The organism is Catellatospora tritici (assembly GCF_019083965.1).
Classification (GTDB): domain Bacteria; phylum Actinomycetota; class Actinomycetes; order Mycobacteriales; family Micromonosporaceae; genus Catellatospora; species Catellatospora tritici.
On sequence record NZ_JAHRCY010000020.1, the window covers coordinates 127077 to 153973 of the forward strand.

Annotated in this window: 22 protein-coding genes; 4 read left to right on the forward strand and 18 right to left on the reverse strand. The window is 71.2% G+C overall.

What is annotated here, in order from left to right; genetic code table 11:
• Positions 1-9: 9 nt before the first annotated feature.
• From KUA19_RS33245 to KUA19_RS33255, 3 genes are read right to left on the reverse strand one after another with little or no spacing between them, the layout of a single operon-like run.
• Positions 10-1167, reverse strand: coding sequence for a branched-chain amino acid ABC transporter substrate-binding protein (locus KUA19_RS33245; RefSeq protein ID WP_217402516.1), 1158 nt, complete (start codon positions 1165-1167; stop codon positions 10-12).
• A 14-nt stretch (positions 1168-1181) separates the two neighbouring features.
• Positions 1182-2465, reverse strand: a complete 1284-nt coding sequence (locus KUA19_RS33250; protein WP_217402517.1) for a hypothetical protein — start codon at positions 2463-2465, stop codon at positions 1182-1184.
• 17 nt (positions 2466-2482) lie between these two features.
• A complete protein-coding gene (locus KUA19_RS33255) occupies positions 2483-4060 on the reverse strand; it encodes a B12-binding domain-containing radical SAM protein (RefSeq protein WP_217402518.1) in 1578 nt (525 codons plus the stop codon).
• Between the two features lie 438 nt (positions 4061-4498).
• On the opposite strand from KUA19_RS33255, the gene pip reads away from it, so the two are divergent.
• Positions 4499-5500, forward strand: coding sequence for a prolyl aminopeptidase (gene pip / locus KUA19_RS33260; RefSeq protein WP_217402519.1), 1002 nt, complete (start codon positions 4499-4501; stop codon positions 5498-5500).
• A 22-nt stretch (positions 5501-5522) separates the two neighbouring features.
• Here the strand turns inward: pip and KUA19_RS33265 are convergent, their stop codons facing one another.
• Both KUA19_RS33265 and KUA19_RS33270 read right to left on the reverse strand, forming a co-directional pair.
• A complete protein-coding gene (locus tag KUA19_RS33265) occupies positions 5523-8273 on the reverse strand; it encodes a helix-turn-helix transcriptional regulator (protein WP_308167794.1) in 2751 nt (916 codons plus the stop codon).
• 72 nt (positions 8274-8345) lie between these two features.
• Positions 8346-8960: a TetR/AcrR family transcriptional regulator gene (locus KUA19_RS33270; protein WP_217402523.1), complete on the reverse strand. Its 615-nt coding sequence runs from the start codon at positions 8958-8960 to the stop codon at positions 8346-8348.
• Positions 8961-9372: 412 nt separating this feature from the next.
• On the opposite strand from KUA19_RS33270, the gene KUA19_RS33275 reads away from it, so the two are divergent.
• The gene (locus KUA19_RS33275) at positions 9373-10593 is read left to right on the forward strand and encodes an acetyl-CoA C-acetyltransferase (RefSeq protein WP_217402525.1); all 1221 of its coding nucleotides are present in this window, start codon (positions 9373-9375) and stop codon (positions 10591-10593) included.
• Between the two features lie 155 nt (positions 10594-10748).
• On the opposite strand, the gene KUA19_RS33280 is transcribed toward KUA19_RS33275, so the two are convergent.
• The 7 genes from KUA19_RS33280 to KUA19_RS33310 all read right to left on the reverse strand — a co-directional run bounded on the left by KUA19_RS33280 (position 10749) and on the right by KUA19_RS33310 (position 18076).
• A complete protein-coding gene (locus KUA19_RS33280) occupies positions 10749-12029 on the reverse strand; it encodes an ABC transporter substrate-binding protein (protein WP_254550475.1) in 1281 nt (426 codons plus the stop codon).
• A gap of 81 nt (positions 12030-12110) precedes the next feature.
• A complete protein-coding gene (locus tag KUA19_RS33285) occupies positions 12111-13169 on the reverse strand; it encodes a branched-chain amino acid ABC transporter permease (protein ID WP_217402527.1) in 1059 nt (352 codons plus the stop codon).
• Positions 13166-14044: a branched-chain amino acid ABC transporter permease gene (locus tag KUA19_RS33290; RefSeq protein ID WP_217402529.1), complete on the reverse strand. Its 879-nt coding sequence runs from the start codon at positions 14042-14044 to the stop codon at positions 13166-13168. Before KUA19_RS33290 ends, KUA19_RS33285 begins: the two co-directional genes overlap by 4 nt.
• Before the next feature lie 27 nt (positions 14045-14071).
• Complete coding sequence (locus KUA19_RS33295; RefSeq protein ID WP_217402531.1) at positions 14072-14788, reverse strand: ABC transporter ATP-binding protein; 717 nt, start codon at positions 14786-14788, stop codon at positions 14072-14074.
• On the reverse strand, positions 14785-15582 hold the full coding sequence (locus tag KUA19_RS33300; protein WP_217402533.1) for an ABC transporter ATP-binding protein: 798 nt from the start codon (positions 15580-15582) through the stop codon (positions 14785-14787). The genes KUA19_RS33295 and KUA19_RS33300 overlap by 4 nt, the downstream gene beginning before the upstream one ends.
• Before the next feature lie 170 nt (positions 15583-15752).
• On the reverse strand, positions 15753-16877 hold the full coding sequence (locus KUA19_RS33305) for an acyl-CoA dehydrogenase family protein (RefSeq protein ID WP_217402535.1): 1125 nt from the start codon (positions 16875-16877) through the stop codon (positions 15753-15755).
• The gene (locus KUA19_RS33310) at positions 16874-18076 is read right to left on the reverse strand and encodes an acyl-CoA dehydrogenase family protein (protein WP_308167795.1); all 1203 of its coding nucleotides are present in this window, start codon (positions 18074-18076) and stop codon (positions 16874-16876) included. The genes KUA19_RS33305 and KUA19_RS33310 overlap by 4 nt, the downstream gene beginning before the upstream one ends.
• Before the next feature lie 225 nt (positions 18077-18301).
• Here KUA19_RS33310 and KUA19_RS33315 point away from each other — a divergent pair, with 225 nt between their 5' ends.
• Positions 18302-18517: a DUF3311 domain-containing protein gene (locus KUA19_RS33315; RefSeq protein ID WP_308167796.1), complete on the forward strand. Its 216-nt coding sequence runs from the start codon at positions 18302-18304 to the stop codon at positions 18515-18517.
• The gene (locus KUA19_RS33320) at positions 18514-20145 is read left to right on the forward strand and encodes a sodium:solute symporter family protein (RefSeq protein WP_217402536.1); all 1632 of its coding nucleotides are present in this window, start codon (positions 18514-18516) and stop codon (positions 20143-20145) included. Before KUA19_RS33315 ends, KUA19_RS33320 begins: the two co-directional genes overlap by 4 nt.
• Positions 20146-20308: 163 nt before the next feature.
• Here KUA19_RS33320 and KUA19_RS33325 read toward each other — a convergent pair whose 3' ends face one another.
• The 6 genes from KUA19_RS33325 to KUA19_RS33350 form a co-directional block, all read right to left on the reverse strand.
• Positions 20309-21202 carry an alpha/beta hydrolase family protein gene (locus tag KUA19_RS33325; RefSeq protein WP_372451929.1) on the reverse strand — a complete coding sequence of 298 codons (894 nt, stop codon included), beginning with the start codon at positions 21200-21202 and terminating at the stop codon, positions 20309-20311.
• Between the two features lie 222 nt (positions 21203-21424).
• Complete coding sequence (locus KUA19_RS33330; RefSeq protein ID WP_217402540.1) at positions 21425-22636, reverse strand: hypothetical protein; 1212 nt, start codon at positions 22634-22636, stop codon at positions 21425-21427.
• The gene (locus KUA19_RS33335) at positions 22633-23157 is read right to left on the reverse strand and encodes a SigE family RNA polymerase sigma factor (RefSeq protein ID WP_217402541.1); all 525 of its coding nucleotides are present in this window, start codon (positions 23155-23157) and stop codon (positions 22633-22635) included. Before KUA19_RS33335 ends, KUA19_RS33330 begins: the two co-directional genes overlap by 4 nt.
• Before the next feature lie 210 nt (positions 23158-23367).
• Positions 23368-24756 (reverse strand): DUF1996 domain-containing protein, encoded by a 1389-nt coding sequence (locus KUA19_RS33340; RefSeq protein WP_217402543.1) that lies wholly within the window; start codon positions 24754-24756, stop codon positions 23368-23370.
• Positions 24757-25098: 342 nt separating this feature from the next.
• A complete protein-coding gene (locus KUA19_RS33345) occupies positions 25099-26301 on the reverse strand; it encodes a hypothetical protein (RefSeq protein ID WP_217402544.1) in 1203 nt (400 codons plus the stop codon).
• Complete coding sequence (locus KUA19_RS33350; RefSeq protein ID WP_217402546.1) at positions 26298-26822, reverse strand: SigE family RNA polymerase sigma factor; 525 nt, start codon at positions 26820-26822, stop codon at positions 26298-26300. The genes KUA19_RS33345 and KUA19_RS33350 overlap by 4 nt, the downstream gene beginning before the upstream one ends.
• Positions 26823-26897: the final 75 nt, after the last annotated feature.

Consider the following 26897-nt stretch of genomic DNA (forward strand, 5'->3'; position numbering starts at 1 on the left):
CGGACCCGCCTACGTCAGGGGGTCGGCCAGCGTGAACCCGCCGTCCTTGACGACGAGGATCTGGAAGCCGCCGCTGCTGAGGGTGTGCTCCGGCGTGAACCGCAGCGGGCCGGAGAACATCGGGAATCCGTCGACCTTGGTCAGCGCTGTGATGATCTTCTTGCCGTCGGTGCCGCCTGCCGCTCGTACGGCCTCGGCCGCGAGCCGCACCGCGTCGTAGCTCTGGTTGGAGTAGGGGCCCGGGTCCTGGCCGAACTTGGCCTTGTAGGCCGACACCCAGCCCTGTGCCGCGGGCAGCGTGTCCGGGGTCTGAGTCATGGTGGCGAAGACCCCAGCGGCCTCACTCGCGCCCGCGATCTCGACGAGCTTGGCGGACACCGCACCATCCCCCACCATGATCGCGCCGTGGTAACCGGCGTGACGCAGCTGACGGATGATGAGCCCGCCCTCCTGGAAGTAGCCGGTCCAGTAGATGAAGTCCGGTTTGGCGCGCAGCGCGCCGGCCACGTTCGCGGAGTAGTCGCTCTCCTTCGGGTTCACCGTCTCCATCGTGACCTTCACGCCCGACGAGGCGAGCCGGCTCTGCGTACGCACCGCCATGTCCCGGGGGGCGCTGGTGTTGTCGTGCATCACCACGACCGAGGTCGCGTGCTGCTTGCCGATCCACGTCGCCGCCGCCGCGGCCTGCTGGTCGCCGGTGCCATTGATCATGAAGACGTTATCGAGCTTCTGCTCGACCAGTTCGTACGAGTTGGCCGCCGGAATGATCATCGGGATGCCCGCGCGGTGGAACACCGGCAGGGTCGGCAGCGTCGCCCCAGAGCAGTAGCCACCCACCGAGAGATGAACGCCCGCGGCGATGAGCTTGTTCGCGCCCGCGACCGCCGTCTTCGGGTCGCAGGCGTCGTCCTCGACGACGAGCTCGAGCTTGCGGCCGGACACGCCACCCTTGGCATTGATCTCGTCGATCGCCAGCTGCGCCCCGTTCTGCATGTACGGACCGATCGCGGCCTCACTGCCGGTCCGCGGCGCGAGCATGCCCAGCCGGATCGGGCCGTCGTCGGACGCCGCGCCGCCGCGGTCCCCGAGCAGCCCGTTGCCGCATCCGGACAGGATCAGCCCGGCCGCGACCAGCACGACGGTCCACCGCAATGACCTGCGCCTCATCAAATCGAATCTCCTCATCTCGTGAACGGTGTGCAGACGGCGTGCCTGCCGAGGTGGACCTTGCGGCTGGTGTTGACGAACGTCGCGTGGCCGCCGAGCATGCTGCTGCCGGCGCCGACACGGGTGAAGATGGGCGTCAGCCGCAGCCGGGCCCGGGGCATCAGGCACAGCTCGCCGGAGTTCGGATGCAGGAACTCCACGTCGAAACGGTCGCTGTCGGCCAGGTCACTGATCAGGAACCTGGTGCCCGTGTGCTCCGGATGGCCCGGGACGTGCCCGGCCGCCGCGGCGTCCACGGCGGCATGCCACCGGCTCGCCGACTGGTCGCCGAAGTAGACGCCTCGACTGCCCCAGGTGAACTCGACGCCGTCGGAGTCAACCACCTTGAGCACCTTGCGGCGGCCGTGCGCCTTCAGGTCGTCCAGGAACTCCGGCGTCGGATCCTCCGGCATGAACGCGGAGCGCGGGACACCCGCACGCAGCACCGCCAGCTGCGAGGCGCCCATCCGCGCCGCGAGTTCGTCCTCGAGCCGCTCGTCCCACGCCAGCGAGAGCAAACCCTTCGTGCCGTATCCGTGGAAAAGCGGGTTGACCAGCCGCTCGGCGCTGTCGAGGATCTCCGCCCGGAGCTTGGCGTCGTACTGGCGGAACTCCTTGACGTAGCAGAACCGCCAGCCCATCCGGCCGTCGTCACGGAACCGGGAGAACGGCTCGACGTCGACGTCCATGCCGAAGTCCTCGCCCATCCGCTGTGCGACGAGCTCGTTCTCCGAGCGGTACATCGGGTAGCCGTCGTCCAACCAGATGTGGGCGATGCCCAACCGACGGAACGTCTCGAACAGCGGTGCCGCCGACACGCCGTACGCCCGCTCGAACGCGTGTGCCTTGCCTGCGTTGCCGAAGATCTCCTCGACCTCGGTGAGCAGCGGCCTGCCCTCGCTCACCACGACGTCCAGCCGGAACATCTCGATGTAACGTGCCAGGTCGAAGCCCCGCAGGTCCTCCGGCACACCGGTGTCCAGGTGTCCGCGCACCGCCGGGTCGCCCTCCCGGTAGAGGTCCTGCGCGACGTCGAGCAGCGCGAAGACCGCGCCGCCGAGCCGCTCCAGCCGCTCCCACAGGTCGTCGCCCAGCACGAAGGGCCGTGCCGCCACGAGCCAAGGCGCCTTGTCCCGGTCGGAGCCGGTGAAACTGACCCCAAGCTTGACCAGGTTGTCGGTGGCGTACCTGGCCGCCTCGCGTAGCTCGCCATCCGGCTCGGCCGGCGTGTAGCGGACGTCGGCGAGGTCGTCACGCATGTCCCGCTTCGCCGCCTTCACACGCCACCTCCGATGACGATCTCGTACTTGTTCGCCAGCGCCGAGATCTGGTCGACGTGCTCGTCGACGGCGTCAGCGGAGATGTCCGGACAGCAGCCCAGGATGAAGTCCTTGATCAGCTCGTCCATGTCGAACATGTCGCCCGTGCGGTACTTCTCCTTGACCGACTCCAGGTAGTCGCGGTCCACCCGCAGCCCGAACTCCTTCGCCCTGCTCTCGGCATGCTCGGGGTGGGTGAGGTAACGGAAGGACTGCGATCCCGGGATCGGGCAGAGCGGGCCGAAGTCCAGGGCGGCGAACGTCTTCGGGTGGCTTTCCACGATCCGGGTCAGCACCGACAGGTTCTCCGCCATCAGGCTCGGCGTGATGCCGAGATGGGTCAGCACGAGGCCTGCCGTGACCATGCCGCCCTGGCTGACCACGCTGTCCAGCGCGCGCAGGTTGTGGTCCATCGGCGCGTCCTTGCGGCCTCGGCCGCCCGCCGACTGCTTGTTCATGACCCGCAGGGAGATGTCGGAGAGCCCGTCGAACCCGATGAAGAAGTGGTCGAAGCCGAGCACGTTGATCAGCGTCGCCACCCGCTGCGGGACGGTGGCGAAGGCCTCCGCGCGGGTGTATCCGAACATCCGCGGCCGCTCGTCCGGCGGCAACTCGGCGAACCACGGCGGCACGTGCTCGGCCATGCCGCGCAGCATGCGCCAGAGCGTGAGCGGCAGCTCGTCCGCCGTGATGTAGAAGTAGTTGAAGCCCTGCCGGTAGACGTTCTCCAGGATCCGCCAGGCCCGGTCGGCCTCCGGCGCGATGATCTCCCGGCTACCGGGGATGATCCCGCAGAAGTCGCAGGCGTTCAGCGGGATGCCGTCGAGCCGCTCGCCGGCGAACTTGATGCAGCCGCGGCCGATGTCGACCACCTGGCTGCGCAGCTCCCGGTCGCGCATGAAGAAGTAGACGTCCTGCTGACCGCTCAGGTAGTGCTCCTGGTGCGGGAAGAGGGTGTCCGCCAGGGAGTAGTCGACCAGCGGGAGGAAGCCGTACTCCGCGGGGCGCTCGGGGTTTCGGAGCACGGTGCCGTCCGGGGCGCGATACACGAGGCCGGCGTATCCGGACAGGGGGCCGCGCGAACCCGTGGCGCCGTCCCGCATGAAATCGGCGAATCCGGTGACGACGTCGTTGCCGTAGAAGCCGAAGTCGATCGCGGGCTGGCTGAGCATCGCGTTCTCGTAGACCGCGGAGAAGTGGTCGTTGCCGAACACCGTGGTGACCGCGGGATTCAGTTTCTTGGCCCTCGCGGCCAGCTCGACCGATGCGCCGTAGTTGGCGGTGAGCACGCTGAAGCACATCGCGTGAATACGGTGGGCGTTGCCGTCGATGAAGTCGGAGAGCTTCTGGTTTCCGTACACCGTGCCGTCGAAATAGGCCACCCGCACCGGCCCGTCGCCAAGCTTCTCGCGCAGGGCGCTCATCAACGTCAGTAGGCCGAGATTGGGGTAGATGGAGGCGTTGGCACTTGAGGTGTGCCTCGAGGTGTCGGCGGCATTGATGAACACGATTAATCGGGTCGAGTCAACGGACATGACAGCGAGATCCCCGTTTCAGCTCTTGCTCTCCTGGAGCGGACTCGGTCCTTGTTGACCGGTCAACAACTGGCTGGGGGAATACCTCGGGCGGCCGCAGCGCCACACCATGGCCAAGAACCGGCAAAGCCGATCGCCACCGAAACCTCCCCCGTTCGGTTGCCAGGAGGCACCGTACCAAACATCGATCCGCGCCCGCAACGTTCGTCGATGTCCACTCCGGACACACTTGCGCAAGCACATAAATTGATGTCTATCGCCAGCCCGGCATCACCCGCTCCAAATGTGTCTCCACCTGGACTTTCGCGGGCATCGGGCGATGTCGGTCAGCACCTGCCGTGGCGGTCAATCCACTTTGCTCACTTGACGGCTCGACAACTTCGGCTACTCTCTACCGTCGAGCACGTATGACACGAGACAGCCTGCGGGGAGGCACTCATGCGCACGTTCTATCCGGAGATAAGTCCGTACATGGAGGGTTTCCTCGATGTCGGCGACGGCAATTCACTGCACTGGGAAATCTCTGGAAATCCTTCCGGAAAACCCGTGGTATTTCTTCACGGCGGGCCCGGGGCGGGCTCCAAGCCGGAGTACCGGCGCCTGTTCGACCCGCGCCACTACTCGGTGATCCTGTTCGATCAGAGGAATTGCGGAAAGAGCCTGCCACACGCCAGTGAGCCGGGCGTTGACCTCAACGCCAACACGACCTGGCACCTGATCGCCGACATCGAGAAACTGCGCGAGAGTCTGGGCATCGAACGGTGGATGGTCGCCGGCGGATCATGGGGGGTGACCCTGGCACTCGCCTATGCCCAGAAGCATCCCGACCGCGTCACGGAGATGATCCTCCGGGGCATATTCACCGCCCGCCGCGCCGAGCTCCTATGGGCCTACCAGGAAGGCGCGAGCTGGCTCTTCCCGGACCACTTCGAGGACTTCGTCGCACCGATTCCGGAAGACGAGCGGCACGATCTGCTCGAGGCATATCACCGTCGGCTGTCGCATGAGGACCGCGAGACGCGGCTGACGGCGGCGGTGGCCTGGGGGCGGTGGGAAGGGACGATTCTCACGCTGCTGCCCGACGCCGAGCTGGTGCAGACCTTCTCGCAGGACGACTACGCCGCCGCCATCGCCCGCATCGAGAACCACTACTTCGTGCAGGGCGCCTTCCTGGAGGAGGGTCAGCTGATCAACGAGGCGGCCAAGCTCGCCGGCATCCCGGTGGTGCTGGTCCAGGGGCGGTATGACGCGGTCTGCCCGGCTCGCACGGCCTGGGACCTGCATCGCGCACTACCCGACAGCGAGCTGTTCCTCGTCGACGACGCGGGACACGCCTATGACCAGCCCGGCATCCTCCACCAACTGATAGAGGCGAGCGACCGCTTCGCCAGACGCAATGTGGACCACACCTGGCGCACCCCCACGGTTGCGCCCATCTAGTCCCGGTGGGAGAGGCCCTGGCTCACGTCAGGGCCTTGTGGAGTTCGATGCGGGAACGGATGCCCAGGCGGCTGAAGATGTTGCGCATGTGGTGGTCGACGGTGCGGGTGCTCAGGAACAGCTGCGCCGCCACCTCGCGGTTGGTCGCCCCGTCCACCACCAGCCGGGCGATCTGCAGCTGCTGCGCGGTCAGCACCTCGACCGCGGTCACCTCCGGCGCCTGCACCGCCTCCCCGGCCGCGCGCAGTTCGGCGCGAGCCTGTTCGATCCAGGTCGGCATGTCCAGCCTGGTGAACGTCTCCAGGCACCGGTGCAGGTGCTCGCGGGCGTCCCGGGGACGGCGGCTGCGCCGCAGCTCCTGGCCGTACAGCAGCTCGGTGCGGGCGCGCTCGTAGTCGGACTCGGCGGACCGGTGCAGCAGCAGCGCCCGCTGGAACCACTCGTCGGCCTCGACACTGGCGCGCGGGGCGAGCAACGCGCGGCAGCGCGCGGCCAGCGCCCGCCGGGCCGGGTCGCCCGTGGCGGTGGCCCAGCTCTCGAAGCTGTCCAGCACGGGCAGCGCGCGTTCGCGCTCGTCGGCGCGTACGGCCGCCTCGACCAGCCACGGCGTGGCCAGTGCCTGCACCACCACGTGCCCGCGCCCGGTGACCGGGTCGGCGATGGCGGCGATCCGGGTGACCGCGTCGGCGGGTCGGCCGCCGAGCAGGTCGAGCACCGCCTGTGCCCACTGGGTGAGCGCCTTCGGGCGGTTGGCGCGGCCCGCGCCGGGGGCGAGTTCGATCTCGCGGACGCGGCGCAGGCAGGCGTCGCGGTCGCCGCGTACGGCGGCGAGCACCGCGAGCATGCCAAGGTGGTCGGCGGCGTAGTTGTCCTGGCCACCGGCGCGGGCGGCGCGCAGTCCGTGCAGGCTGGTGGCGGTGGCGGCCTCGTGGCGGCCGAGCCAGTACTCGGCGTACGCGGTCATCTCCAGGGCCAGCGGCAGCTCGCACACCTCGCCGGTCTCGCGGACCACCTCGGCGGCGCGGGCGGCGAGCCGGTGCGCGCCGATGTCGTCGGCCAGCAGCAACGCGCTGGCGGCGGCGCAGGTGAGCGTGGTGGCCCGGTCGAGCTGCCCGGCCAGGTCGATGACCCGCCGCAGCGGCGCCACCGCCTTGTCGTGCCGCCCCAGGAATGTCGCGGCGAACCCGGCGAAGTGCTCGAAGATCACGTTCAGGTACGGCGGGTCGTCGACTCGCCGTAGCCGCGCCGCGCGCAGCGCCACCTCGCCGAAGCGGGTGTAGTCGCCGGAGAAGCACAGCGCCTCCCCGGCCCGCAGCAGCGCATGCACCGCCAGGTCGCGGTCGGTCGCGGCGAGCCGGTCGGCGGTGGCCAGCAGCGCGTCGGCGGCGGTGGCGGTGGCCCCGGCCCGCAGCTCGATCTCCCCGGCCAGCACCTCGCTCTCGCCCACCACGGTCCGGTCCCGGGTGGCGGGGCGGGCCTGGCGCAGCAGCCGCCGGGCACGCTGCGGGCTGCCCGACTGCCAGGCGTACCGCGCGGCGGTGACCAGCCGGATCGCCGCCCCGACCGGCTCGTCGCTCAGCTGCGCGGCGTGCTCCAGCGCGGTGGCGGCCCGGGAGTAGCCGCCACCGGCCGAGCCGCCCGCCGCGGCGGCGTGCTCCAGCTCCTCGGCCAGCGCCGGGTCGGGTCCGTGCGCGGCGGCGGCCAGGTGCACCGCGCGGCGCAACCGGTCGCGGTCGGGGTCGAGGACGTCGGCCAGGTGCAGGTGGGCGGCGCGGCGGCGGGCCAACGGCGCCTCCTCGTACGCCAGGGTGCGCACCATCGGCTGGGCGAAGACCACGGCGCCGCGGTTGACCCGGACCAGGCCCTGGCGTTCGGCCGGGGCCAGCGCGCCGATGTCGACGCCGTCGGCGCGGGCGGCGCGCAGCAGCCCGGCGGCGTCCATCTCGTCGTCGGCGGCGGCCAGCAGCAGCAGCCAGCGGGTGTCGGCGGGCAGCCGGTCCAGTCGGTCGCGGTAGGCCCGGCGCAGCACGCTGGCCTCTGGCAGCCGGGTCGGCAGCGGCGCGTCGCCCGCACGCTGGGCCGGGGTGAGGCAACGGGCCAGTTCGGTCAGCGCCTGCGGGTTGCCCGCCGCGACCGCGGCCAGCGCGGCGGCGGCGTCCTCGTCCAGCGGGGCGCCGCCGTCGGCGAGCAGGTCGGCCAGCAGCTGCCGGGACGCGTCCGGGTCCAGCGCCTCCAGCGAGTGGTACGGCACGCCCGCCAGGGCAGTGCCGGGGCTGGCCGTGAGCAGCATGGCCAGCCGCTGGCCGCGCAGCCGCCGGGCGGCGAAGCCGAGCACCGCCATGGACGGCCGGTCGACCGCGTCGGCGTCGTCGACGCAGCACAGCACGGGCCGCTCGCGGCCGAGCGCGCCGAGCAGCGTGAGCACGGCCATGGACAGGGCGAGCCGGTCGGGTCCGGCGCAGCCGCCGCCGGTCAGCACCCGGTGCAGCACCTTCGCCTGGTGCGGCGGCAGCAGGCCGGGGCGGTCGGCGACGGACTGCAGCAGGCCGTGCAGGGCGGCGTACGGCAGGTCGGCCTCGTCGTGCAGGCCGCCGACGTGCAGGACCGTCCACTCGGGAGCGTGCTCGGCGGTGTGGCGCAGCAGCGCGGTGCGGCCCGAGCCCGGGTCGCCGTGCAGCAGCAGCGCGCCCCCGGCGCCCGCCTCGGCGCGTACCAGCAGGTCGGCTATGACGTCCTGGACCCGGTCGCGCCCTCGCAGCGTAGGTATGTGCACTGAAGATGCATTTACCATGCCCGCCAGTGTTACCTATAAGTAACGCGATGGAAAGAGTGTGAACGTGCCGTGTCAGGCGAGCCCGGTCGCCATGGCGTTGAGCAGCAGCGCCGTGACGGTACGGAGCATGACCGCGGCCGCCTGCTCCTCGTCGAGCCCCAACCCTTCGCGCAGCATGGACCACGCGGGCCACATGGTCGAGGCGATCAGCGCGTGCAGCAGCTGGTCGCGGCCCGCGCCCGCCATCTCCAGCTCCGGCGCGAACAGCGCCTCGACCTCGTCACGCACCCGCGCGATGTGCTTGAGCCGGTTGCGGTGCAGCTGCGCCGAGTACGGCTCGCGCAGCTGCGCCGCCCGCGCCATCGGGGCGATGAGCTGCAGCAGCCGCACCCGCTGGGCGCAGAACTCGGCCACCCGCTGCCGCAGCGGCAGCGTCGGCGGCACCGGCTGGAACGCCGCGTCCTGCTGCGCCAGCACCTGGCGACCGCTCGCCTCGAACAGCGTCTCCATGTCGGCGAAGTTGGTCCACAGCGCGCGCAGCGACACCCCGGCCCGCTCGGCGATCCGCTCCCCGGTCGGCCGCAGGTCACCCTCCGCGATCAGCGCCAGATGCGCGTCGACGATGGCAGCGCGGGTCCGCTCCGCCCGAGCCGTCCGCCCGTCGACCCGCCCCTCAGTCCTGGCCATGCCGCCCCGCCTTCGTACGTTGATCATGAACTTATGGATGCCGGTGGGGAGTTCGTCGGCGGTCCGCCGTTCAGGCGGGCCGCCGGGACGAGCCACTGGCAGAGTGTTCGACGGCGTGCCCCCACCCCGGCACCGTGATCGTCGCCGGGGTGACCGGTGGTCGGGCGCTCGGTCCAGCGTCGGCGTTGGTCGGTGCGCTCGCAGAGTGTAGTCGCGCGCACAGCAGCCGAGCGACAATATACATGCACCGTCAGTGCTTACTCCATCGCGCGTCGCGCCAGAGAGCCGATCGGGCCATTCCAGGCCACCGGCATGGTGACCTGATCCACGGGTGGCAGGCGTTGACATCGTACGGAAACAAGTCGCAGTTTTAGTGCAGATAGTTTGCCCGTACCCGCGAAAGGAAAACCCTGTGCCTGAAGCTGTCGTGGTGGCCGCCGCCCGCACGCCCATCGGCCGCGCCAACAAGGGGTCGCTGATCGACCTGCGCCCCGACGACCTCGCGGTCACCGCGGTGCGCGCCGCCCTGGCCGCCGTGCCGCAGCTCGACCCGCGCGAACTCGACGACCTCGTGCTCGGCTGCGGCCAGCCCGCAGGCGAGCAGGGCCACAACCTGGGCCGCGTCGTCGCGGTGATGCTGGGGCTGGACCGGCTGCCCGGCACCACGATCAACCGGTACTGCGCCTCGTCGCTGCAGTCCACCCGCATGGCCCTGCACGCCATCCGCGCCGGGGAGGGCGACGCGTTCCTGTCGGTCGGCGTCGAACTGGTCTCGCACTACGGCAACGGCCGCAGTGACGGCATGCCCGGCACCCGCAACCCGCTCTTCGAGGCCGCCGTCGCCCGCAGCGAACAGCGGGCCGCCGGCAGTGCCGAGCCGTGGCACGACCCGCGCGAGGACGGCGAGCTGCCCGACGTGTACATCGCGATGGGCCAGACCGCCGAGAACGTCGCCGAGCGGTACGGCGTCTCCCGGCAGGAGCAGGACGAGTTCGCCTGCCGCTCGCAGAACCTGGCCGAGCAGGCGATCGCGGCCGGGTTCTGGACGCGCGAGATCACCCCGGTGACCAGGCCGGACGGCACCGTGGTCAGCACCGACGACGGCCCGCGCCCTGGCGTCACCATGGCCGCGCTGGCCGGACTGGCACCGACGTTCCGCCCCGACGGCACGGTGACGGCGGGCAACTGCTGCCCGCTCAACGACGGCGCCGCGGCCGTAGTGATCATGTCGGACAAGCGGGCTCGGGAGCTGGGCATCACCCCGCTGGCCCGGATCGTGTCCACCGGCCTGTCCGCGCTGTCGCCCGAGGTCATGGGCATGGGCCCGGTCGAGGCGTCGCGGATGGCGCTGGCCCGTGCGGGCATGTCCATCAACGACGTCGATCTGGTCGAGATCAATGAGGCCTTCGCGGCGCAGGTGGTGCCCAGCGCCCGCGAACTGGGCCTGGACTGGGACCGGCTGAACGTCAACGGCGGCGCGATCGCGGTCGGTCACCCGTTCGGCATGACCGGCGCCCGCATCACCACCACCCTGCTCAACTCGCTGAGCTGGCACGACAAGCAGATCGGCCTGGAGACGATGTGCGCGGCGGGCGGCCAGGGCATGGCGATGGTGCTGGAGCGCCTGTCCTGACGGCGGCAGGCCGACCGCCCCGGCACCCATCGAGGGTGCCGGGGCGGTCGCCTAGTTGATCAGGAAGTCGTGCACATGACACGCCGTCGAGCCGTGCCATAAGTTCATGATCAACGCGTCAGGCGGGTCTGGTGGGTCGGGCGGGTCGGGTGGGGTCAGGGGAGGGTGATGGTGGGGGGTTGGGGGCGGGTGGTGGTGTATTCGGTGACGGGGCTGGTGGGGGTGTCGTCGGTGGTGTAGACGGGGCCGAAGAAGACCTGGGTGTCTTTCTCGATGCGGGTCAGGCGGTAGCCGCCGTAGCCGGAGTGGTCGGTCTTGGAGTAGCGGAAGGGGGCGTAGCCGGGGCCGGTGATGCCGTTCTTCTCGATGGCGGCGAGCAGGCCCTCGCGGGTGAGGTCCTTGCCTGCCGACTGGAGGGCCTGGACGAAGGTGTACGCCACCGACATGCCGTAGACGGTGTTGCCGTTGAACGGGGCGCTGCCGTTGTACTTGTCGTGGATCTTCTTGAACATCGCGGTCCACGGGTCGTTCAGGTCCACCGGCGAGGGCAGGTTGGACGCGCCGACGGCACCCTCCAGCAGCACCTTGCCCGCACCGAGCAGCTTGGCCAGGGTCTGGTAGTCCGAGCCGACGTTGGAGACGACCCACTGCGGCTTGAAGCCCAGGCGGGCGGCGGTGCCGACCGACAGCGCGGTGAAGCCCGGCACGGTGGCCAGCACGACGACCTCACACCCGGCCGCCTTCAGCGCGCCGATCTGCGGGGCCACGTTCTGGTTGGTGACGACGTACTTCTCCTTGGCGACAACCGCGCCCGCGCCGAGCACGGCCTCGACGCCGACCAGGCTGTCGCGCCCGAAGTCGTCGTCCTGGCCGAAGAAGCAGGTCTTCTTGCCGGCGAAGTTGGCCTTCACATGCGTGGCCAGGATCTTGCCCTCGACCGTGTAGTCGGTGTTGAAGCCGAACGTGCCCGGGTACTTGTCGGGCTGGTTCCAGTTGCGGCTGCCCGAGGCGACGAACAGGTCCGGCACCCGGTTGGTCTTGAGGAAGTCGAGCACCCCGCTGTGGGTGGGGGTGCCCAGGCCGTTCAGGATCGCGAACACCTTGTCCTGCAGCACGAGCTGCCGCACGACCGTCTGGGTGTTGGCCGGGTTGTACCCGTCGTCCATGATCTTGTAGGTGATCTTGCGGCCGTTCACGCCGCCGTTGGCGTTGACGTAGTCGAAGTACGCCTTGCTGGCCGGGGCGATCTCGGAGTATCCGGCCGCCGCGGGACCGGTCAGCGGCATGTGCGTGCCGACGACGATCTCGGTGGCGGTGACGCCGGGGACCTGCGCGCCCGCGGGCGGGGTCTGGCCGTCGTCGCTGCACGCCGCGACGGCGGTGAGGAGCGCGGCCGTGGTGGCGATTGCCAGCGTACGGCGCATCAGGCGGTTCATGACGACACCCTTCTGTCGCAATAAATTGATACTTATCGATATTGTTCCGTGGAGCCGTGCCATGAGCGAGGAAAGTCGAGGTCAGCGGCTCGGCAGCCGCCGTCGGGCCCAGCCGGTCAGGCGGCGCAGCAGGCTCTGCACCCCGCCCGGCATGGCGATCATGACGACGATCAGGGTGAGCCCGAAGACGAGCAGCGGCAGGTTGCCCTCCAGCCGCTGCGCCGCGCCGGGCGAGGAGGCGACCAGCCCGCTGCTCACCTCGTGGGCCAGGTCCGGCAGCGCCACCAGCAGCAGCGCGCCCCAGACCGCCCCGGACAGGCTGCCCAGCCCGCCGATGACCACCGCCATCAGCAGGAACAGCGACAGGGTGAGCGAGAACGCGCCCGGCGACACGCTCTGCGCCAGCACGGCGAGCAGTCCCCCGCCCAGCCCGGCCCCGGCCGCGCTGACCACGAACGCCAGCACCTGGGCGCGGGCGACGTTGATGCCGGACAGGCGCGCGGCCACCTCGTCGTCGCGCACCGCGCGCAGGGTCCGGCCGAACCGGCCCCGGGTCAGGTTGGCCAGCAGCAGCATCGTCAGCAGGGCGCCGAGCAGCGCGATCCAGGCCTGCCAGCGCTCGTTCGGGAAGTACGGCCCGAGCGACAGCGGCGGCGGTTCGACGTACACGCCGAGGCCCTGCTCGCTGTTGAACAGCTCGTCGAAGGTGACCGTCGCGGCGGGCACCGCCACGGCGACGGCGAGGGTGACGCCCGCCAGATACGGTCCGCGCAGCCGCGCCGCGGCCAGCCCGATCACGGCCCCGGCGGCCATGGTGACCAGTACTCCGGCCAGCAGCGACAGCGGCAGCACGCCGTTGCCGGTGACGTCATGCTCGGCCAGCGCGTTCTGACACAGCGCGACGGTGTACGCGCCGACCGCCATCAGCGCCCCGTGCCCGAGCGACAGCTGCCCGCTCAGCCCGGTCAGCACGGTCAGTCCCGCCGTCGCGCACAGGTACGCCGCGACCGTGGCCAGTTGGAAGTTGCGGAACGGGTCGAGTTCGAGCGACAGCAGGTACAGCGCGAACCCGGCAAGCAGGGCCAGCAGCAGATGGCGCAGCAGGGTGGAGGCGCCCAGCAGGGCGCGCACGCGGTTCACGCCTGCCTCGCCACGGTTGCCGCGAACAGGCCGCCCGGCCGGACCAGCAGCACCACCAGCAGCAGCACCAGCACCGCCATCGGCGTGACGTCGCTGCCGAGGTAGCCGCTGACATAGGACAGGATCAGCCCGACCGACAGGCCGCCGACGACCGCGCCGGGCGGACTGTCCAGCCCGCCGACCACCGCCGCCGTGAACGCCGACACGAAGACCAGGTCCATCGCGTGCGGGTGCAGGCCCAGTTCGGTGGGCAGCACCAGCATCGCGGCCAGCGCGCCGACCGCCGAGGCCAGCGCCCAGCCGAGCGTCAGCATGCCGCCGACGTTCACCCCGAGCAGCCGCGACACCTCGGGCGCGAAGGCTGCGGCGCGCATGCGCAGACCGATCGCGGTACGGGTGAACAGCAGCGCCAGCCCCAGCAGCACCAGCAGCACGGCTCCGAACACGAACAGGTCGTAGCGCGACAGCAGCGGGATGCCGCCGAGCTCCAGCGCGGTGCGGCTGAACGGGGCGGCGGCGGCGCGGAACTCGTTGCCGTACAGCATGCCCAGCCCGGCCTGCACCACCAGCACCAGTCCGAGCGCGACGATCACCTCGGCCAGCGGCGAGCGGTGGTCCACGAAGCGCATCACCGCCCGCTCCACCAGCGCCCCGAGCAGCAGCCCGCCGACCAGCGCCGCGAGCAGCCCCAGCCAGTACGACCCGGTCGCGGTGGTGACGCTGTACGCCACGTACGCGGCGGCCACCGCCATCGCGCCCTGGGCGAAGTTGACGATGCGCGCGGCGCGCCAGATCAGCACCAGTGCCAGCGCGAACGCCGCCAGCACCGCCCCCTTGGACAGGCCGTCGAAGGTCAGGAACACGAACCGGTCCACCAGGCACCTCCCCTCGCAGTCATACGGTCAGAAACCCAGGTACGCATGGCGCAGCTCCTCGTCGTCGCGCAGCCGATCGGCGCTCGTCGCGACGACGACCTTGCCCAGCGCCAGGACCACGCCGGTGTCGGCCACCGACAGCGCGCTGCGCACGTTCTGCTCGACCAGCAGCACGGTCAGCCCGGTGCGGTCGCGCAGCTGCCGCAGCAGCGCCATGATCTGCGCGGTCACCTTCGGGGCCAGGCCCAGCGACGGCTCGTCGAGCAGCAGCAGCCGGGGCCGGGCCACCAGGGCGCGGCCCAGCGCCAGCATCTGCCGTTCGCCGCCGGACAGCTGGTGCCCGGCGCTGCGGCGGCGCTTGGCCAGGGGCTCGAACAGCTCGTACACCTCGGCCAGGGCCTTGTTGGCGTCGGCGCGGTCGCGGCGCCACAGGCCGCCCAGCCGCAGGTTCTCCTCCACGGTCAGCTCGGCGACCACGCCCCGGCCCTCGGGCACGTGCGCCATGCCCAGGTGCACCAGCTTCTCCACCGCGACGCCGGTCAGCGGCCGCCCGTCCAGCAGCACCCGCCCGGCCGACGGCCGGACCAGGCCCGACAGCGTACGCAGCAGCGTCGTCTTGCCCGCGCCGTTGGCGCCGAGCACCGCCGCGATCGTCCCGGCGGGCACGGTCAGGTCCACTTCGCGCAGCACCGGCGCGGCGCCGTACCCGGCGGTCAGGCCCTCGACCCGCAGCAGCTCACTCACGCCTGCGCCCCTTCCTCGACCGCCGCGCCGAGGTACGCCTCGGCCACGGCGGGGTCGTCGCGGATCCGGTCCGGGGTGCCCTCGGCCAGCAGGCGACCGAAGTCCAGCACCGCGATCCGGTCGCAGACCCGCATCACCAGGTCCATGTGGTGCTCGACCAGCATCACCGCGCAGCCGCTCGCGGCGGGCAGACCGGTGATCACCTCGGCCAGCTCCTCGATGTCCTGCGCGCCCAGGCCACCGGCGGGCTCGTCGAGCAGCAGCAGGCGCGGCCGGGCGGCCAGGGCGCGGGCCAGCGCGACCCGCTTGCCCACCGCGTACGGCAGCGTGCCCGGCAGCGCGTTCGCGTGCCCGGCCACCCCGAAGCGGTCCAGCAGGGCGAGGGCCTCCGCGCGCAGCCGCCGCTCGTCACGGTCGCCGCGCGGCAGTCCGAACAGGCCCGACCAGAAACCGGCCCGCGCGGTGTGCCCGGCGCCGGTCATCACGTTCTCCAGCACGGTCATGCCCTTGAACAGGCCGACGCCCTGCAGGGTGCGGGCGAGGCCGAGGCGGGCCAGCCGGTGCGGGCGCGGGGTCAGCGGGGCGCCGTCCAGCGTGATCGTGCCGCCGGTGGGGCGGACCAGGCCGCAGACCACGTTGAACAGGGTGGTCTTGCCCGCGCCGTTGGGCCCGATCACGCCGACCACCTGGCCGGGCGGCACGCGCAGGGACACGTCCTCCAGCGCGGTCAGGCCACCGAACCGCACCGTGATGCCGTGCAGGGCCAGACCGGCGGATTCGTCGGGCGGTGTCATCGTCACCTCGATGTGGACGCGAGCCGGAAGGGATCAAGTAATTACACTTGGAGTGTATGTTTGAGCAACGTCTCGTCAATAGCTTCGTTACAGGGCCGTGATTTCCCCTGGTTGCGCGGCAGACCAGCGATCATCGAACCTGATCTCGTTGCACCAGCGGTGTATGAAGATCAGCCCGGCGGCAGGTCGACCAGCTCGGCCAGGCGGGCCCGGTGCCGCCCCGCGCCGCCCAGCGCCAGCGCCGCGCTGCGGGCCCGCTTCAGGTAGACGTGCGCCGGATGCTCCCAGGTGAAGCCGATCCCGCCGTGCAGCTGCACGCACTCCTCGGCGGCGCGTACCGCCAGCGGCGAGCAGTGCGCCTGCGCCAGTGCCGCCGCCACGGGCGCGTCCGGGTCTCCGGCCGCCAGGCACGCCGCGGCGTAGCGCGCCACGGCCCGCCCCTGGGCCAGCTCTACCCACAGATCCGCCAGCCGGTGCTTGATCGCCTGGTACGAGCCGACCACCCGGCCGAACTGCCGCCGGGTGCGCAGGTGCTCGACCGTCGCGTCCAGACACCACTGCGCCGTGCCGAGCTGCTCCGAGGCGAGCAGCGCCGCCCCGGTGACCAGCGCCGACTCGACCGCGTGCGCGGCGGTCGCGCCCAGCGCCAGCGGCCGGGCGGGCACCGCCGACAGGGTCAGGTCGCACAGCGGCCGGGTCTGGTCCAGCGACACCACGGCGGTGCGGCGCACCCCGGCCGCGGTGGCGTCCACCGCGTACAGGCCGGTCTGCAGACCCGAGGCGGCGGGCACCAGCAGCACGTCGGCGGCGAGCGCGTCGGCGACGCTGGTGACCGTCCCGGCCAGCACGTCCCCGGTCGCGGCGACCGTCGTGACCGGACCATCGCCAGCACCGCCGCCGGGCGCGGTGCTGAACGGCACCGCCAGCGCGACCACGGACCCGGCCGCGATCGCGGTCAGCAGCTCGGCCGCGTCGGGCACCTCGGCGCAGGTGGCCAGGGCCGCCACCGCCATCCCGGCCATGCCCAGGTACGGCACCGGCGCGGCGGCCCGACCCAGCTCCTCCAGCACCACGGCGACCTCGCCCCAGCCGGCCCCGGCGCCGCCCAGCGACTCGGGCACCGCCAGGCCGGACAGGCCCAGGTCGACCAAGCGGCGCCACAGGCGCGGGTCGGGCGCGCCGGACTGCTCCAGCCCGGCCAGCACGGCGGCGGGCCCGCAGTGGTCGGACAGCACCGCGCGCACCGAGGCGCGCAGCTGCTCCGCCACCTCGCCGTAGCGCAGGTCCAGGCTCATCTAGGCAGGTCCTTCCAGGCGAGGTCGAGGTCGACCCGGGGTTCGGCGGGCAGGCCGAGCACCCGCTCGGCGATGATGTTGCGCAGGATCTCCGAGGTGCCGCCCTCGATCGAGTTGCCCCGGGCGCGCAGGTACCGGTAGGTGGCGCCCCGGCCGGTGAAGTCGACGACATCGGGGCGGCTGAACTCCCAGCTGTCGTGGCGCAGCCCGGCCTCGCCCAGCAACTCCACCTCCAGGCTGCTCAGCTGCTGGGCCAGGGTGGCGAAGGACAGCTTCACCGCCGAGCCCTCCGGGCCGGGCTGGCCTGCGGCGAGTTGCTGGCGCAGCCGTACGCCGGTCAGCCGAGCCGCCTCGGCCCGCACCCACAGCCGCAGCAGCTCGTCGTGCAGGGCCGGGGTGCGCAGCTCCGGGTGCTCGCGCCAGGCGTCGGCCAGGATGCCGACCAGGCCGCCCTCGCGCGGCACGGGCGCGCCGCCGATGGCGACCCGCTCGTTCATCAGCGTCGTCTGCGCCACCGCCCAGCCCTGACCGACCTCGCCCAGCCGCAGCTCATCGCCCAGCCGCACCTCGGTGAGGAACACCTCGTTGAACTCGGCCTCGCCGGTGAGCTGCCGCAGCGGCCGCACCTCGACGCCGGGGGCGTGCATGTCGCAGACGAAGTACGTCATGCCCCGGTGCTTGGGCACGTCCGGATCGGTGCGCGCCAGCAGGATGCCCCAGCGGGCCCGGTGCGCCATCGAGGTCCACACCTTCTGCCCGCCGACCAGCCAGCCGTCGCCGTCGCGCACCGCCCGGGTGGCCACCGCGGCCAGGTCGGACCCGGCCCCAGGCTCGCTGAACAGCTGGCACCAGATCTGCTCGCCGGTCCACAGCGGACGCAGGAAGCGTTCGCGCTGCGCGGCGGTGCCGTGGCGCAGGATGGTCGGGGCGGCCATGCCCAGGCCGATGCCGATGCGCCGGGGCGTGTTGTCGGGCGCGCCCGCGGCCGCGAACAACGCGTCCACCAGCGGTTGCAGCTCACGCGGACCGGCCAGGCCGCCGAGGCCCACCGGGTGGTGCACCCAGGCGAGTCCGGCGTCGAAGCGGGCGCGCAGGAACGTCAGGCGGCCGTCCTCGTCGCCCGGCGCCGGGATCGGCCGCCCACCGAGGAAGTTCTCGACCCGGCGACGCACCTCGCCGTCGGTGACCGTGTCGTCCACGCGTACCCCTGCCCTCTGCCACCGGAACGGAAAGCCGCCGCAACGGAAAAGAAATCTGCACTGCGAGTGCAATATAGGCGAGGCGTGGTCACCGGGGAAGGCCTGAACCCCTCCGGCATACCGGCTTTCACCAGGCAGTACGGCAGACCGGTGATTTCGCCGATGGCGTCGGCCGATTACCGGCCGACACTGCGCTGATCACCCTGCGTCCTGAGAGGAGCCACCGTGGTCGACCGTCCCTCCCCCGCCCGCCGGGGGCGCGCCTGGCAGTTGCTGCTGCTGGTCCCGGTGCTCGCACCGCTGCCGGTCGGGTTGTACAACCGGCTGGAACCGCGGCTGTGGGGCATGCCCTTCTTCTACTGGTACCAACTCGCGAACGCGCTGCTGGCCATGCTCGTGATCACCCTCGTGTACCAGGCGACCAAGGCGCGGCGGCGATGACCGACCGACAACTGGAGATCGGCGTCTTCGCCGCGCTGCTCGCCCTGATGCTGCTGCTCGGGTTCTACGCCGCCCGCTGGCGCCGCCCGCACACCCCGCAGTCGCTGGAGGAATGGGGGGTGGGTGGCCGCGCGTTCGGCAACTGGGTCACCTGGTTCCTGCTCGGCGGCAGCATGTACACCGCGTACACCTACATCGCCGTGCCCGCCCTGGTGTACGGCGTCGGCGCGGTCGGCTTCTTCGCGGTGCCCTTCGCCATCGTCACCGCCCCCATGGCGTACGTCATCAGCACCCGGACCTGGTCGGTGTCGCACGCGCACGGCTTCGTCACCTCGGCCGAGTTCGCCCGCGCCCGGTTCGGCTCCCGCAGCCTCGCCGCGCTGGTGGCGGTCACCGGCATCGTGGCCACCCTGCCCTACATCGCGGTGCAGCTCATCGCGCTGCAGGCGCTGCTCAAGACGCTCGGCGTCGACGGCGAGTGGCCGCTGCTGGTGGCCGTCGGGGTCGCCTCGCTGTGCACCTTCCGGGCCGGGCTGCGAGCCCCGGCGCTGCTGTCCATCGCCAAGGACGCGCTGCTGCTGTGGCTGCTGCTGTCGGTCGCACTGCTGGTGGCCATGTCCGGCGGCTGGACAGCCGCCTTCCGCGGCGCCGGGACACGACTGGACGGCGACACCTCCCCCGCCACCGGGCTGCTGCTGCCCCAGGGCGGGACGTTGGGCTACCTCACCCTGGTGTTCGGGTCGGCGCTGGCGATCTTCGCGTACCCCCACGCGCTCACCGGCATCCTCGCCGCCCGCGACCGGGCCACGGTGCAACGCAACACCGCCGCGCTGCCCGTCTACTGCCTGGCCCTCGGGCTGCTGGCGCTGCTCGGCTTCTTCGCCATCGGCCAGGGCGTCCGCCCCGTCGGCGGCGACCTCAACACCGTGATGCCGCAGCTGTTCCACGACGCGTTCCCGGCCTGGTGCGCCGGAATCGCGTACGCCGCCGTCGCGGTCGCCGCGCTCATCCCGGCCGCGGTCATGTCCATCGCCGCGGCGAACCTGTTCACCCGCGGCATCTACCGCGAGTACCTGCGCCCACACGCCACCGTCGCCGAGGAGGCCGCGGTCAGCCGCTGGGTGTCGCTGCTGGCCAAGGTCGGGGCGCTGGCGTTCATCGTGCTGCTCGACCCGCGCTTCTCGGTGGAACTGCAACTCGTCGGCGGCGTGATCGTGCTGCAGACGGTGCCCGCGGTGGTGCTGGGGCTGTGGACCGGCTGGTTCCACCGCTTCGCCCTGGTCGGCGGCCTGCTCGCCGGGCTGGGCAGCGGGGTGCTCCTGCTGTGGCGGGTGCCGCAGCGGGCCGCCGACGGGAGCGTGGTCAAGGCCCACTTCGGCGGCTCGAACCTGCCGCTGTCGGAGCTGGGGCTGGGCGGCGGCGCGGTGTACGTGGGGCTGCTCGCATTGGCGGTGAACCTGCTGGTGGTGGTCGCGGCGACGGTGCTGCTGCGCGGGCTGCGGGTGCCGGGCGGGGTGGACCTGACCCGGCCCGAGGACTATTACGCCGACGCGGGCGACGGGGCGGCCGGACGGGCCGAGGAGCTGATCGACGGCCGCAGCGCCCGCGCGCCAGCCCACGCCCGCTGATCCCGGGTCCTCCGTCCTCCAGCTCGCTGGCCTGGCGCCGCCGCGCGGCGCGTTTTTAATAGACGCTGGCCTATCCAGAGGGCTATTGGAGATCATTTGTCCTCTAGATAGGCCAGCGTCGATGCTAAGTGGGGCACGTCGCGCCCCGACGGGTCTGGACCCCTCAGCTCACCAGGGGGCAGGTGATGCGGAACTCCTCGATCGACGAGCTGCTCGGGGCCGGGCAGAGGAACTGCTCGTACCGGGTGTCGTTGTCCACGAACCGCTTGTACCAGGAGATCATGTTTCGCGCGACAGTCGTGTTCGCCGTCTGCGGGAAGAAGTGGCTGGCGTTGTTGAGCTCCAGGTACGCCTTCTCCGTCGCGGCCGGGATGCTGTTGTAGAACGGCTCGGAGTGCGAAGCCACCGGTGCGACGGTGTCACTCTCGCCACCGATGATCATCGTGGGTACGCTCAGCGTCGACCACGACTTGGTCAGGTTCCACGGCGCCAGGGGCACCGCGGCCTGCAGCGACGGCCGGGACCGGGCCGCCTCCAGGGTGCCGCCGCCGCCCATCGAGTGACCGCCGACCGCCAGCCGGGACGCGTCCACCCGCGAGCGGACCGAGCTGGAGTTGACCAGGTAGTCCAGCGCCGCCAGCAGCTGCCTGCCGCGGCTGTCGGGCTGGTCGTACACGGAGTTGGTCTCGATGCCGATCACCACGAAGCCCTGCGAGGCCAGGCGCGGACCGAGCCAGCTGATGCTGGACCAGCTCGCGGTGTAGCCGGGGCACAGCGCGATCGCGCCGAACGTGCCCGCGCTGGTGGTGGTCGGGTAGTAGATGACGCCCCCGCCGAAGCCGCTGACCTGCAGTCGGGAGACGCTGACCGAGGACGTGGCGAACGGGCCCTGGGCGGCCTCGACGCTGGCGGTGGTCGGGGCGGGGCCACGCTCGTACGGGTTGTCGGCGGCGTGCGCCGGTGCCGTGGCGACGGCACTGGCCGCCAGCGCGAGGGTGAGCGCGAGCAGAGTCCGTACGCCGAGGGAGCGGCGCGTACCTGGTTGCGATGTCTGCACGGGAGTGCCTCCATCCACATGGAGCCGGGCGGCTCCGGTCGACATTGACGGTCGCCAGTCTTTGCGGTCGGGCACTCCCGGCGCATCGGTGTAATCGCCCGTATCGGATGGGCACGCCCCGCCGTAGACGTGAAGAAGGGCCCCTTCCTATACGCGAAGCGATAAGAAGGGGCCCTTCCTTACTTCAGGAGCAGCGCCAGACTTCAGGAGCAGCGCCAGACTTCAGGAGCAGCGCCAGCGTAGGGGGATGCCGGGTTCGTTGACGCGTAGTTGCACGCCGCCGGCCAGCACCCGGCCGTCGTCGCTGATCGACGACACGACCGGGTCGAACTCCGCGCTCACCCCGGACAGGGTCGGCAGCGGCAGCAGGTCGGTGCCGGACGTGACCGCCGTGCCGCCGGTCCACCTGGCCACCCAGCCCTGCGCGTTGATCTGCCCGCCCCAGAGCCCGGCGGGCAGGCGGCTCACCGCACCGGTGCGCAGGTTCCACACGACTGCCGTCATCCTCGGGCCACCCGCCAGTGGGCCGTCGAAGTACATCATGCCGAGGACCCAGCCGTTGCGGATGCTGCCACCGTGCGCGGCGACGCCGTGCCGACCGTCGACGGTCAGCGACAGCGACAGTTCCTGCCATGAGCCGTCCGGCCGCAGCGCGAACGACCTCCCGTCCTCCGTGAGGGTGCCCACGTTCATGAGGATGGTGCCGTCGTCGTCGAGCCCTGACACACCCGCCCCCGCAGGCCAATGGCCCGGCGGAAGCGGCAGCGGTTCAGGGTCGGCGTCCGGCGTCGCCCACCGGACCGGATGCAGGGTCGGGTTGCCGAACCGCACCTTGCGGGTCGTCATGATGCCCACCACCACACCGCTGGAGTTGATGGCCACGGCCTGCGCGTCCGCGCCCTTCAACCTGGTCAGTCGGCCGTTCCGGTAGATCCAGGCCGAGTCCTCCTCCTCGTGCAGCAACGTCCCGGCGATCGCCACGCCACTGGAGTTCACGTCGGTGAACCCCTGGGCCTGGCCCGGCAGCGACAGCCGCCGGACGCTGTCGCCCTCCCAGTAGAGCAGCGCGTTCTTCGTGACGCCGGTGCTCGCCGACCCGACCAGGTAGCGCCCGGTCGGGTCGGCGGCGCTGACCGAGCCGTTGTGCAGGCCGGACGGCAGCGGCAGCCGGGCCACGGTGCAGGATGCGGGCAACCCGGGCGGTGCGGACGGCGGCGGCGACGCGGACGGCGCCAGCGGCTCGACGGCCTGGTGCGCGTCGCGCGGCCACAGGCTGACGCCCGCGACGAGCGCGATCGCGAGCGCGGCGGCCGCGATTGCGCCGGCACGTAGGTGTCGGCGGCGGCGCTTGCCCAGGTGCAGTGCCCGTTCGGCCAGGTCCAGGGCCGGGGCGCGCTCGGCGATGTCGTCGAGCAGTTCCTTCAGGTCGCTCATGCCCGCACCTCCTGCGGCTCGCGGACCAGCACGTGCAGTTCGGGGGCGAGTTCGCGCAGCTTGCCCAGGGCGTACGAGGTCTGGCTCTTGACCGTGCCGACCGACACGCCCATCGCGACGGCTACGTCGGCCTCGGACAGGTCCTCGAAGAAGCGCAGCACGATCACCGCACGCTGCTTGCGGGACAGTTTCGCCAGCGCCTGCTCCAGCAGCACCCGGCGCACCGTGCTGGCGGCGATGTCGGTTCCGGCCGCCCGCTCGGGCAGGTGTTCGGCGGAGAACTCGTTGCGCAGGTGACGACTGCGCCGCCAGATCGACACGTGCTCGTTGTAAAGAATCTTGCGCAGGTACGCGTCGGGGTTGCCGCCCTTCGCCACCGAGGGCCACTTCGCGGCCAGCTTGACCAGCGCGGTCTGCAGCAGGTCCTCCGCGCCGTGGTAGTCACCGGTCAGCAGGTACGCCACCCGGGACAGCCGTTTCATCCTCGCGTGTACGAAGTCGCGGAATCCGTCGTCGTCCACTATCGCCGCCCTTTCGTCGGCCGAAGGCTACTCACGTCCCTCCTTCACGAAGGCAGCCCCGTGCGAGGTTGGAAAGAGCCAGGCCCGGCAAGGGCGGAGTACGCGCGGCGGCGACTCCACGACCACCCGGTCGAATGTGCCCGTCGGCGCAGGGACGTGGCCCTGGCACAGGGCCAGGGCCACGTCCTCATCCCGTGGTCGGGAAGCCGGTCAGAACGTACCGGCGGTGTTGCACTTGGCCTTCTGGACGATGCAGTCCTTCACCCGGTGGCCCATGGCCGCGTTGTCCCAGGCGAGGAACACGTCGCCGTGGATCGAGGACGCCATGCCCGAGGACAGGGTGTAGCCGTCGGCGCTGCCGTGGGTGGGGTAGTCGATGACGAACGAGACGTTCGGGATGGCGATCGGGAACGGCGCGACACACTGGCCGTTGACGGTGTTGTAGGACACGTGCGACTTGTGGTCGGGGCTGTCCAGGTGGACGCCGTCCCAGCAGTCCTGGAACACCAGCTGGTAGGTGAGGTTGGCGGTCGGGGCGCAGATGGGCCAGTTGCCGTCGGCGCTGCGGCCGATCTCGCCGCCGGGCCCGGCGCACCAGAACTGGTTGGGGACGCCGGCCGGGGTCGGCGACTGCTTCTTGGCGTCACCGGCGATCATCCGGAAGCCCTGCGGGAAGGGCAGCGTCTTGGTCGGGTCGGGCAGGCGCGAGCTGTAGTACACGGTGACGCCGCGCGGCTCGATCGCCACGCCCCGCTCGTACAGGGTGGGGATCCAGTACGCGGAGGGGTCGCCCACCGGCCCGCAGCTCGACGCGGTGTTGCCGAGCAATGACGCGGTGGTGGTGTTCGCGTTCACGCCACGGTTGCCGAAGAAGCTGTGCATGTGCGACGCGCCGGGCAGCCCCGGGAAGACGATCGGGTCGTCCTTGAGGGAGTGGCTGTAGACGCACGCGGCGTTGAACTCGGAGACTCGCACGGCGTTGGGGGGCGCCGGGTTCATTACCATCGCGTTGAACGCGGCGAGCTGGGCGTTCCACGCGGCCTGGTCGATGTTCACCCAGCCGCTGCCGGACGACGTGCTGGGGCTGGGCTGGACCCCACCCGTGCCGAAGACCTGGAATTCCCACACCGACGCGCCGTACTGCGTGGCGCGGCGGGTGGTGTTCAGCCGCACGTACCGGCCGGAGCCGCTGACGTTGAGCGTCTGGACGCCGCCGGTGCCGTTGACCGTGGTGTTGATCGTGGTCCAGGTCGAGCCGTTGGCGGACGTCTGGATGGTGAAATCGGGCGCGTAGGCGGTCTCCCAGTTGATGACCACGCGGTTGATGGTGGCCGTGGCACCGAGGTCGACCTGGAGCCACTGCGGGTCGCTGAACGCGCTCGACCACCGAGTGCCCAGGTTGCCGTCGACCGCGGCGGATGCGGGTGTGCCGCCGTTCTCCGTCGACGACGCGGTCGCCGGGCGTCCCTGCGAAAGCGGGGTCTCGGCAGCGGTGGCGCGCACCGCCTGGTTGAGCAACGCGCCGATCAGCGCGGTGATGGCGACACCGAGCACGAGGGTGCGCGGCCGAATTCTGCCCGTGTGGGCACTACTTGACATGACGGATCCTCCGGTTCTGCGGGGACGGTCGCGGCGGGGTTCCACTGGTGCATGAGGTCCTCCTCGTGGGGCGCGAGGAGGGGATCTTGCCAGAGAGCGCTCTCTATAACTGCATGGTGAGCGCATCGCCGATCGGTGTCAATAGGTCAAAATCGATTGAAGTCCGCTTGCCAAGATTCGTTTTCTTCGCAAATCGGGCCCAAGATGCAGGGCCGACCTGGTCGCGGGCGCTTTGGCCGACACGCCTTCAGGGAGCGCTCTCCAGATGACTGCCGGCACCACGTGGGGCAGTCCCCACGCGCCGGGGCGGCCGCAACCACCGGCCGCCCCAGCTGTATCTCGTCAGCCGCACCGCCACCGGACAGGGATCTTTCCACCGCCGACGACTTGCTGATCACCGGCGAGGAGGCGGCCGTCGTCGCTGATCGCCACCACTTCGGGCAGGGCTGTCGCGACGGCGTCCGGTCCCTGCGGCAGCAGCACCTGCTGCCGCGACGAGGCCAACCTCGCCTCGAGACCCTGGTCGACGACCAGCCAGCCCTGGGCGTTCAGGTCAGCGCCGTCCAGCCGACCGGACACGGAGACGGTCGGCTGGCCGTCCGGGGTCCAGAGCAGCCGGTCGCGCCAGTCCTGGCCTTTGGCATCCACGAGCCCCGTACCCGTGATCCAACCGTTGCGGATCTTGTAAGGCCATGCGGAGGTCGCGCGGAACCCCCTGATGTCGACGTCGAACCTCAGCTCCTGCGGCGAGCCGTCCGGGCCCCACCTCATCGGAAGCCGCGTCGGGATTTCGAAGTCCCGGCTCTGCCGCCAGCCCACGATCGTCCCGTCCTCGTCGATGTCGCTCGCCATCCCGTCCCAATCCCGCGGCACGCCGGGCAGCGGTTGGGGCGCCTGCCCTGGCGATCGCCACACGACCGCCTGCTCTGTCAACTGATCCGAGCGGTCGTCGTGGGTCGTGCCGACGATCACGCCCTGTTCGTTGACCGCCAAGGGCCGGACCCGGTCACCAGGCAGTCGGGACACGGTCCCGTCGTGGTATGTCCAGGGGACGAACTCCCCGTCGAGTTTGCTGAAGCCGACCGCGAACCCGGTGGCGGTGACGTCGGTGAGGCGGTCGTACTCGCCAGGCAGGTCCACCACGGTCGGGGCGCCATCGTCCCAGAACAGCGCGGAGCGGTCGGGAAACGGGCCATCGAGCCCGGACAGACCGACCACGAACCGGCCGCTCGAGTCGCCGTTGACGATCCGCCCGTGGTCCTGCCCGAGGGGCAGCGGCAGCCGCTCGACTGTGCAGTGGGTGGGAAAGGCGACCGCGCCAGGCGAGGTGGACGGAGACGGGGTGACCGGCTGCGGACGCGGACCGATGCCAGGCCGCAGCATCAGGACCGCGATCAGGCCTGCCACGAGCACAAGGGCCCCGGAGCCGCCGGCCACGCGGCGGCGGTGCCGGATGGTGCGGCTGCGCGCCAGGGCGCGTTCGGTGACCTCGTACCGCCGGGCCTGGGCTGCCATACCCTCGAGAAGCTCTTTCAAGTCGCTCACGCCAGCACCCCCCGCGCGCTCGTGCGGATGAGTTCGTGCAGCTCGGGCGCTTGGGTACGCAGCCTCGTCAGGGCGTGGGAGGTCTGGCTCTTGACCGTGCCGACGGAGACGCCGAGCGCGTCGGCGGTCTCGATCTCGGACAGGTCTTCGTAGAAGCGAAGCACCAGGACCGCGCGCTGCTTACGGGTGAGCCGCCCCAACGCCTGATCCAGCACCAGGCGGCGGACTGTGGCCCCGGCCTCGTCAGCCCCGGCGGGCTCGGGAAGCTCGGCGGTCGTGTACTCGTTGCGCAGGTGGCGGCTGCGCCGCCAGCTCGACACGTGCTCGTGATACATGATCTTGCGTACGTACGGGTCGGGGGCGCCGGACTCGGCCACCCGCTTCCACTTCAGCGCGAGTTTCACCAGCACGTTCTGCAGCAGGTCCTCCGCCGCGTGATGGTTGCCCGTCAACAGGTACGCCACGCGCGACAGCTGTCCCAACCTCGCGTGCACGAAGTCTCGGAACCCGTCGTCATCCACTCTCGCCCACCCTCCCCGTTCCGCCGCGGTGTGCCGTCGAGGGATCTACACGAGCGCGGGACCGCTGGACGTTGC

Bases quoted from the DNA above. Each gene is read 5' to 3' on its own strand.
- KUA19_RS33245 (WP_217402516.1), bottom strand. From the start codon at position 1,167: ATGAGGCGCAGGTCATTGCGGTGGACCGTCGTGCTGGTCGCGGCCGGG.
- KUA19_RS33250 (WP_217402517.1), bottom strand. From the start codon at position 2,465: ATGCGTGACGACCTCGCCGACGTCCGCTACACGCCGGCCGAGCCGGAT.
- KUA19_RS33255 (WP_217402518.1), bottom strand. From the start codon at position 4,060: ATGTCCGTTGACTCGACCCGATTAATCGTGTTCATCAATGCCGCCGAC.
- pip (WP_217402519.1), top strand. From the start codon at position 4,499: ATGCGCACGTTCTATCCGGAGATAAGTCCGTACATGGAGGGTTTCCTC.
- KUA19_RS33270 (WP_217402523.1), bottom strand. From the start codon at position 8,960: ATGGCCAGGACTGAGGGGCGGGTCGACGGGCGGACGGCTCGGGCGGAG.
- KUA19_RS33280 (WP_254550475.1), bottom strand. From the start codon at position 12,029: ATGAACCGCCTGATGCGCCGTACGCTGGCAATCGCCACCACGGCCGCG.
- KUA19_RS33300 (WP_217402533.1), bottom strand. From the start codon at position 15,582: ATGACACCGCCCGACGAATCCGCCGGTCTGGCCCTGCACGGCATCACG.
- KUA19_RS33305 (WP_217402535.1), bottom strand. From the start codon at position 16,877: ATGAGCCTGGACCTGCGCTACGGCGAGGTGGCGGAGCAGCTGCGCGCC.
- KUA19_RS33320 (WP_217402536.1), top strand. From the start codon at position 18,514: ATGACCGACCGACAACTGGAGATCGGCGTCTTCGCCGCGCTGCTCGCC.
- KUA19_RS33330 (WP_217402540.1), bottom strand. From the start codon at position 22,636: ATGAGCGACCTGAAGGAACTGCTCGACGACATCGCCGAGCGCGCCCCG.
- KUA19_RS33340 (WP_217402543.1), bottom strand. From the start codon at position 24,756: ATGTCAAGTAGTGCCCACACGGGCAGAATTCGGCCGCGCACCCTCGTG.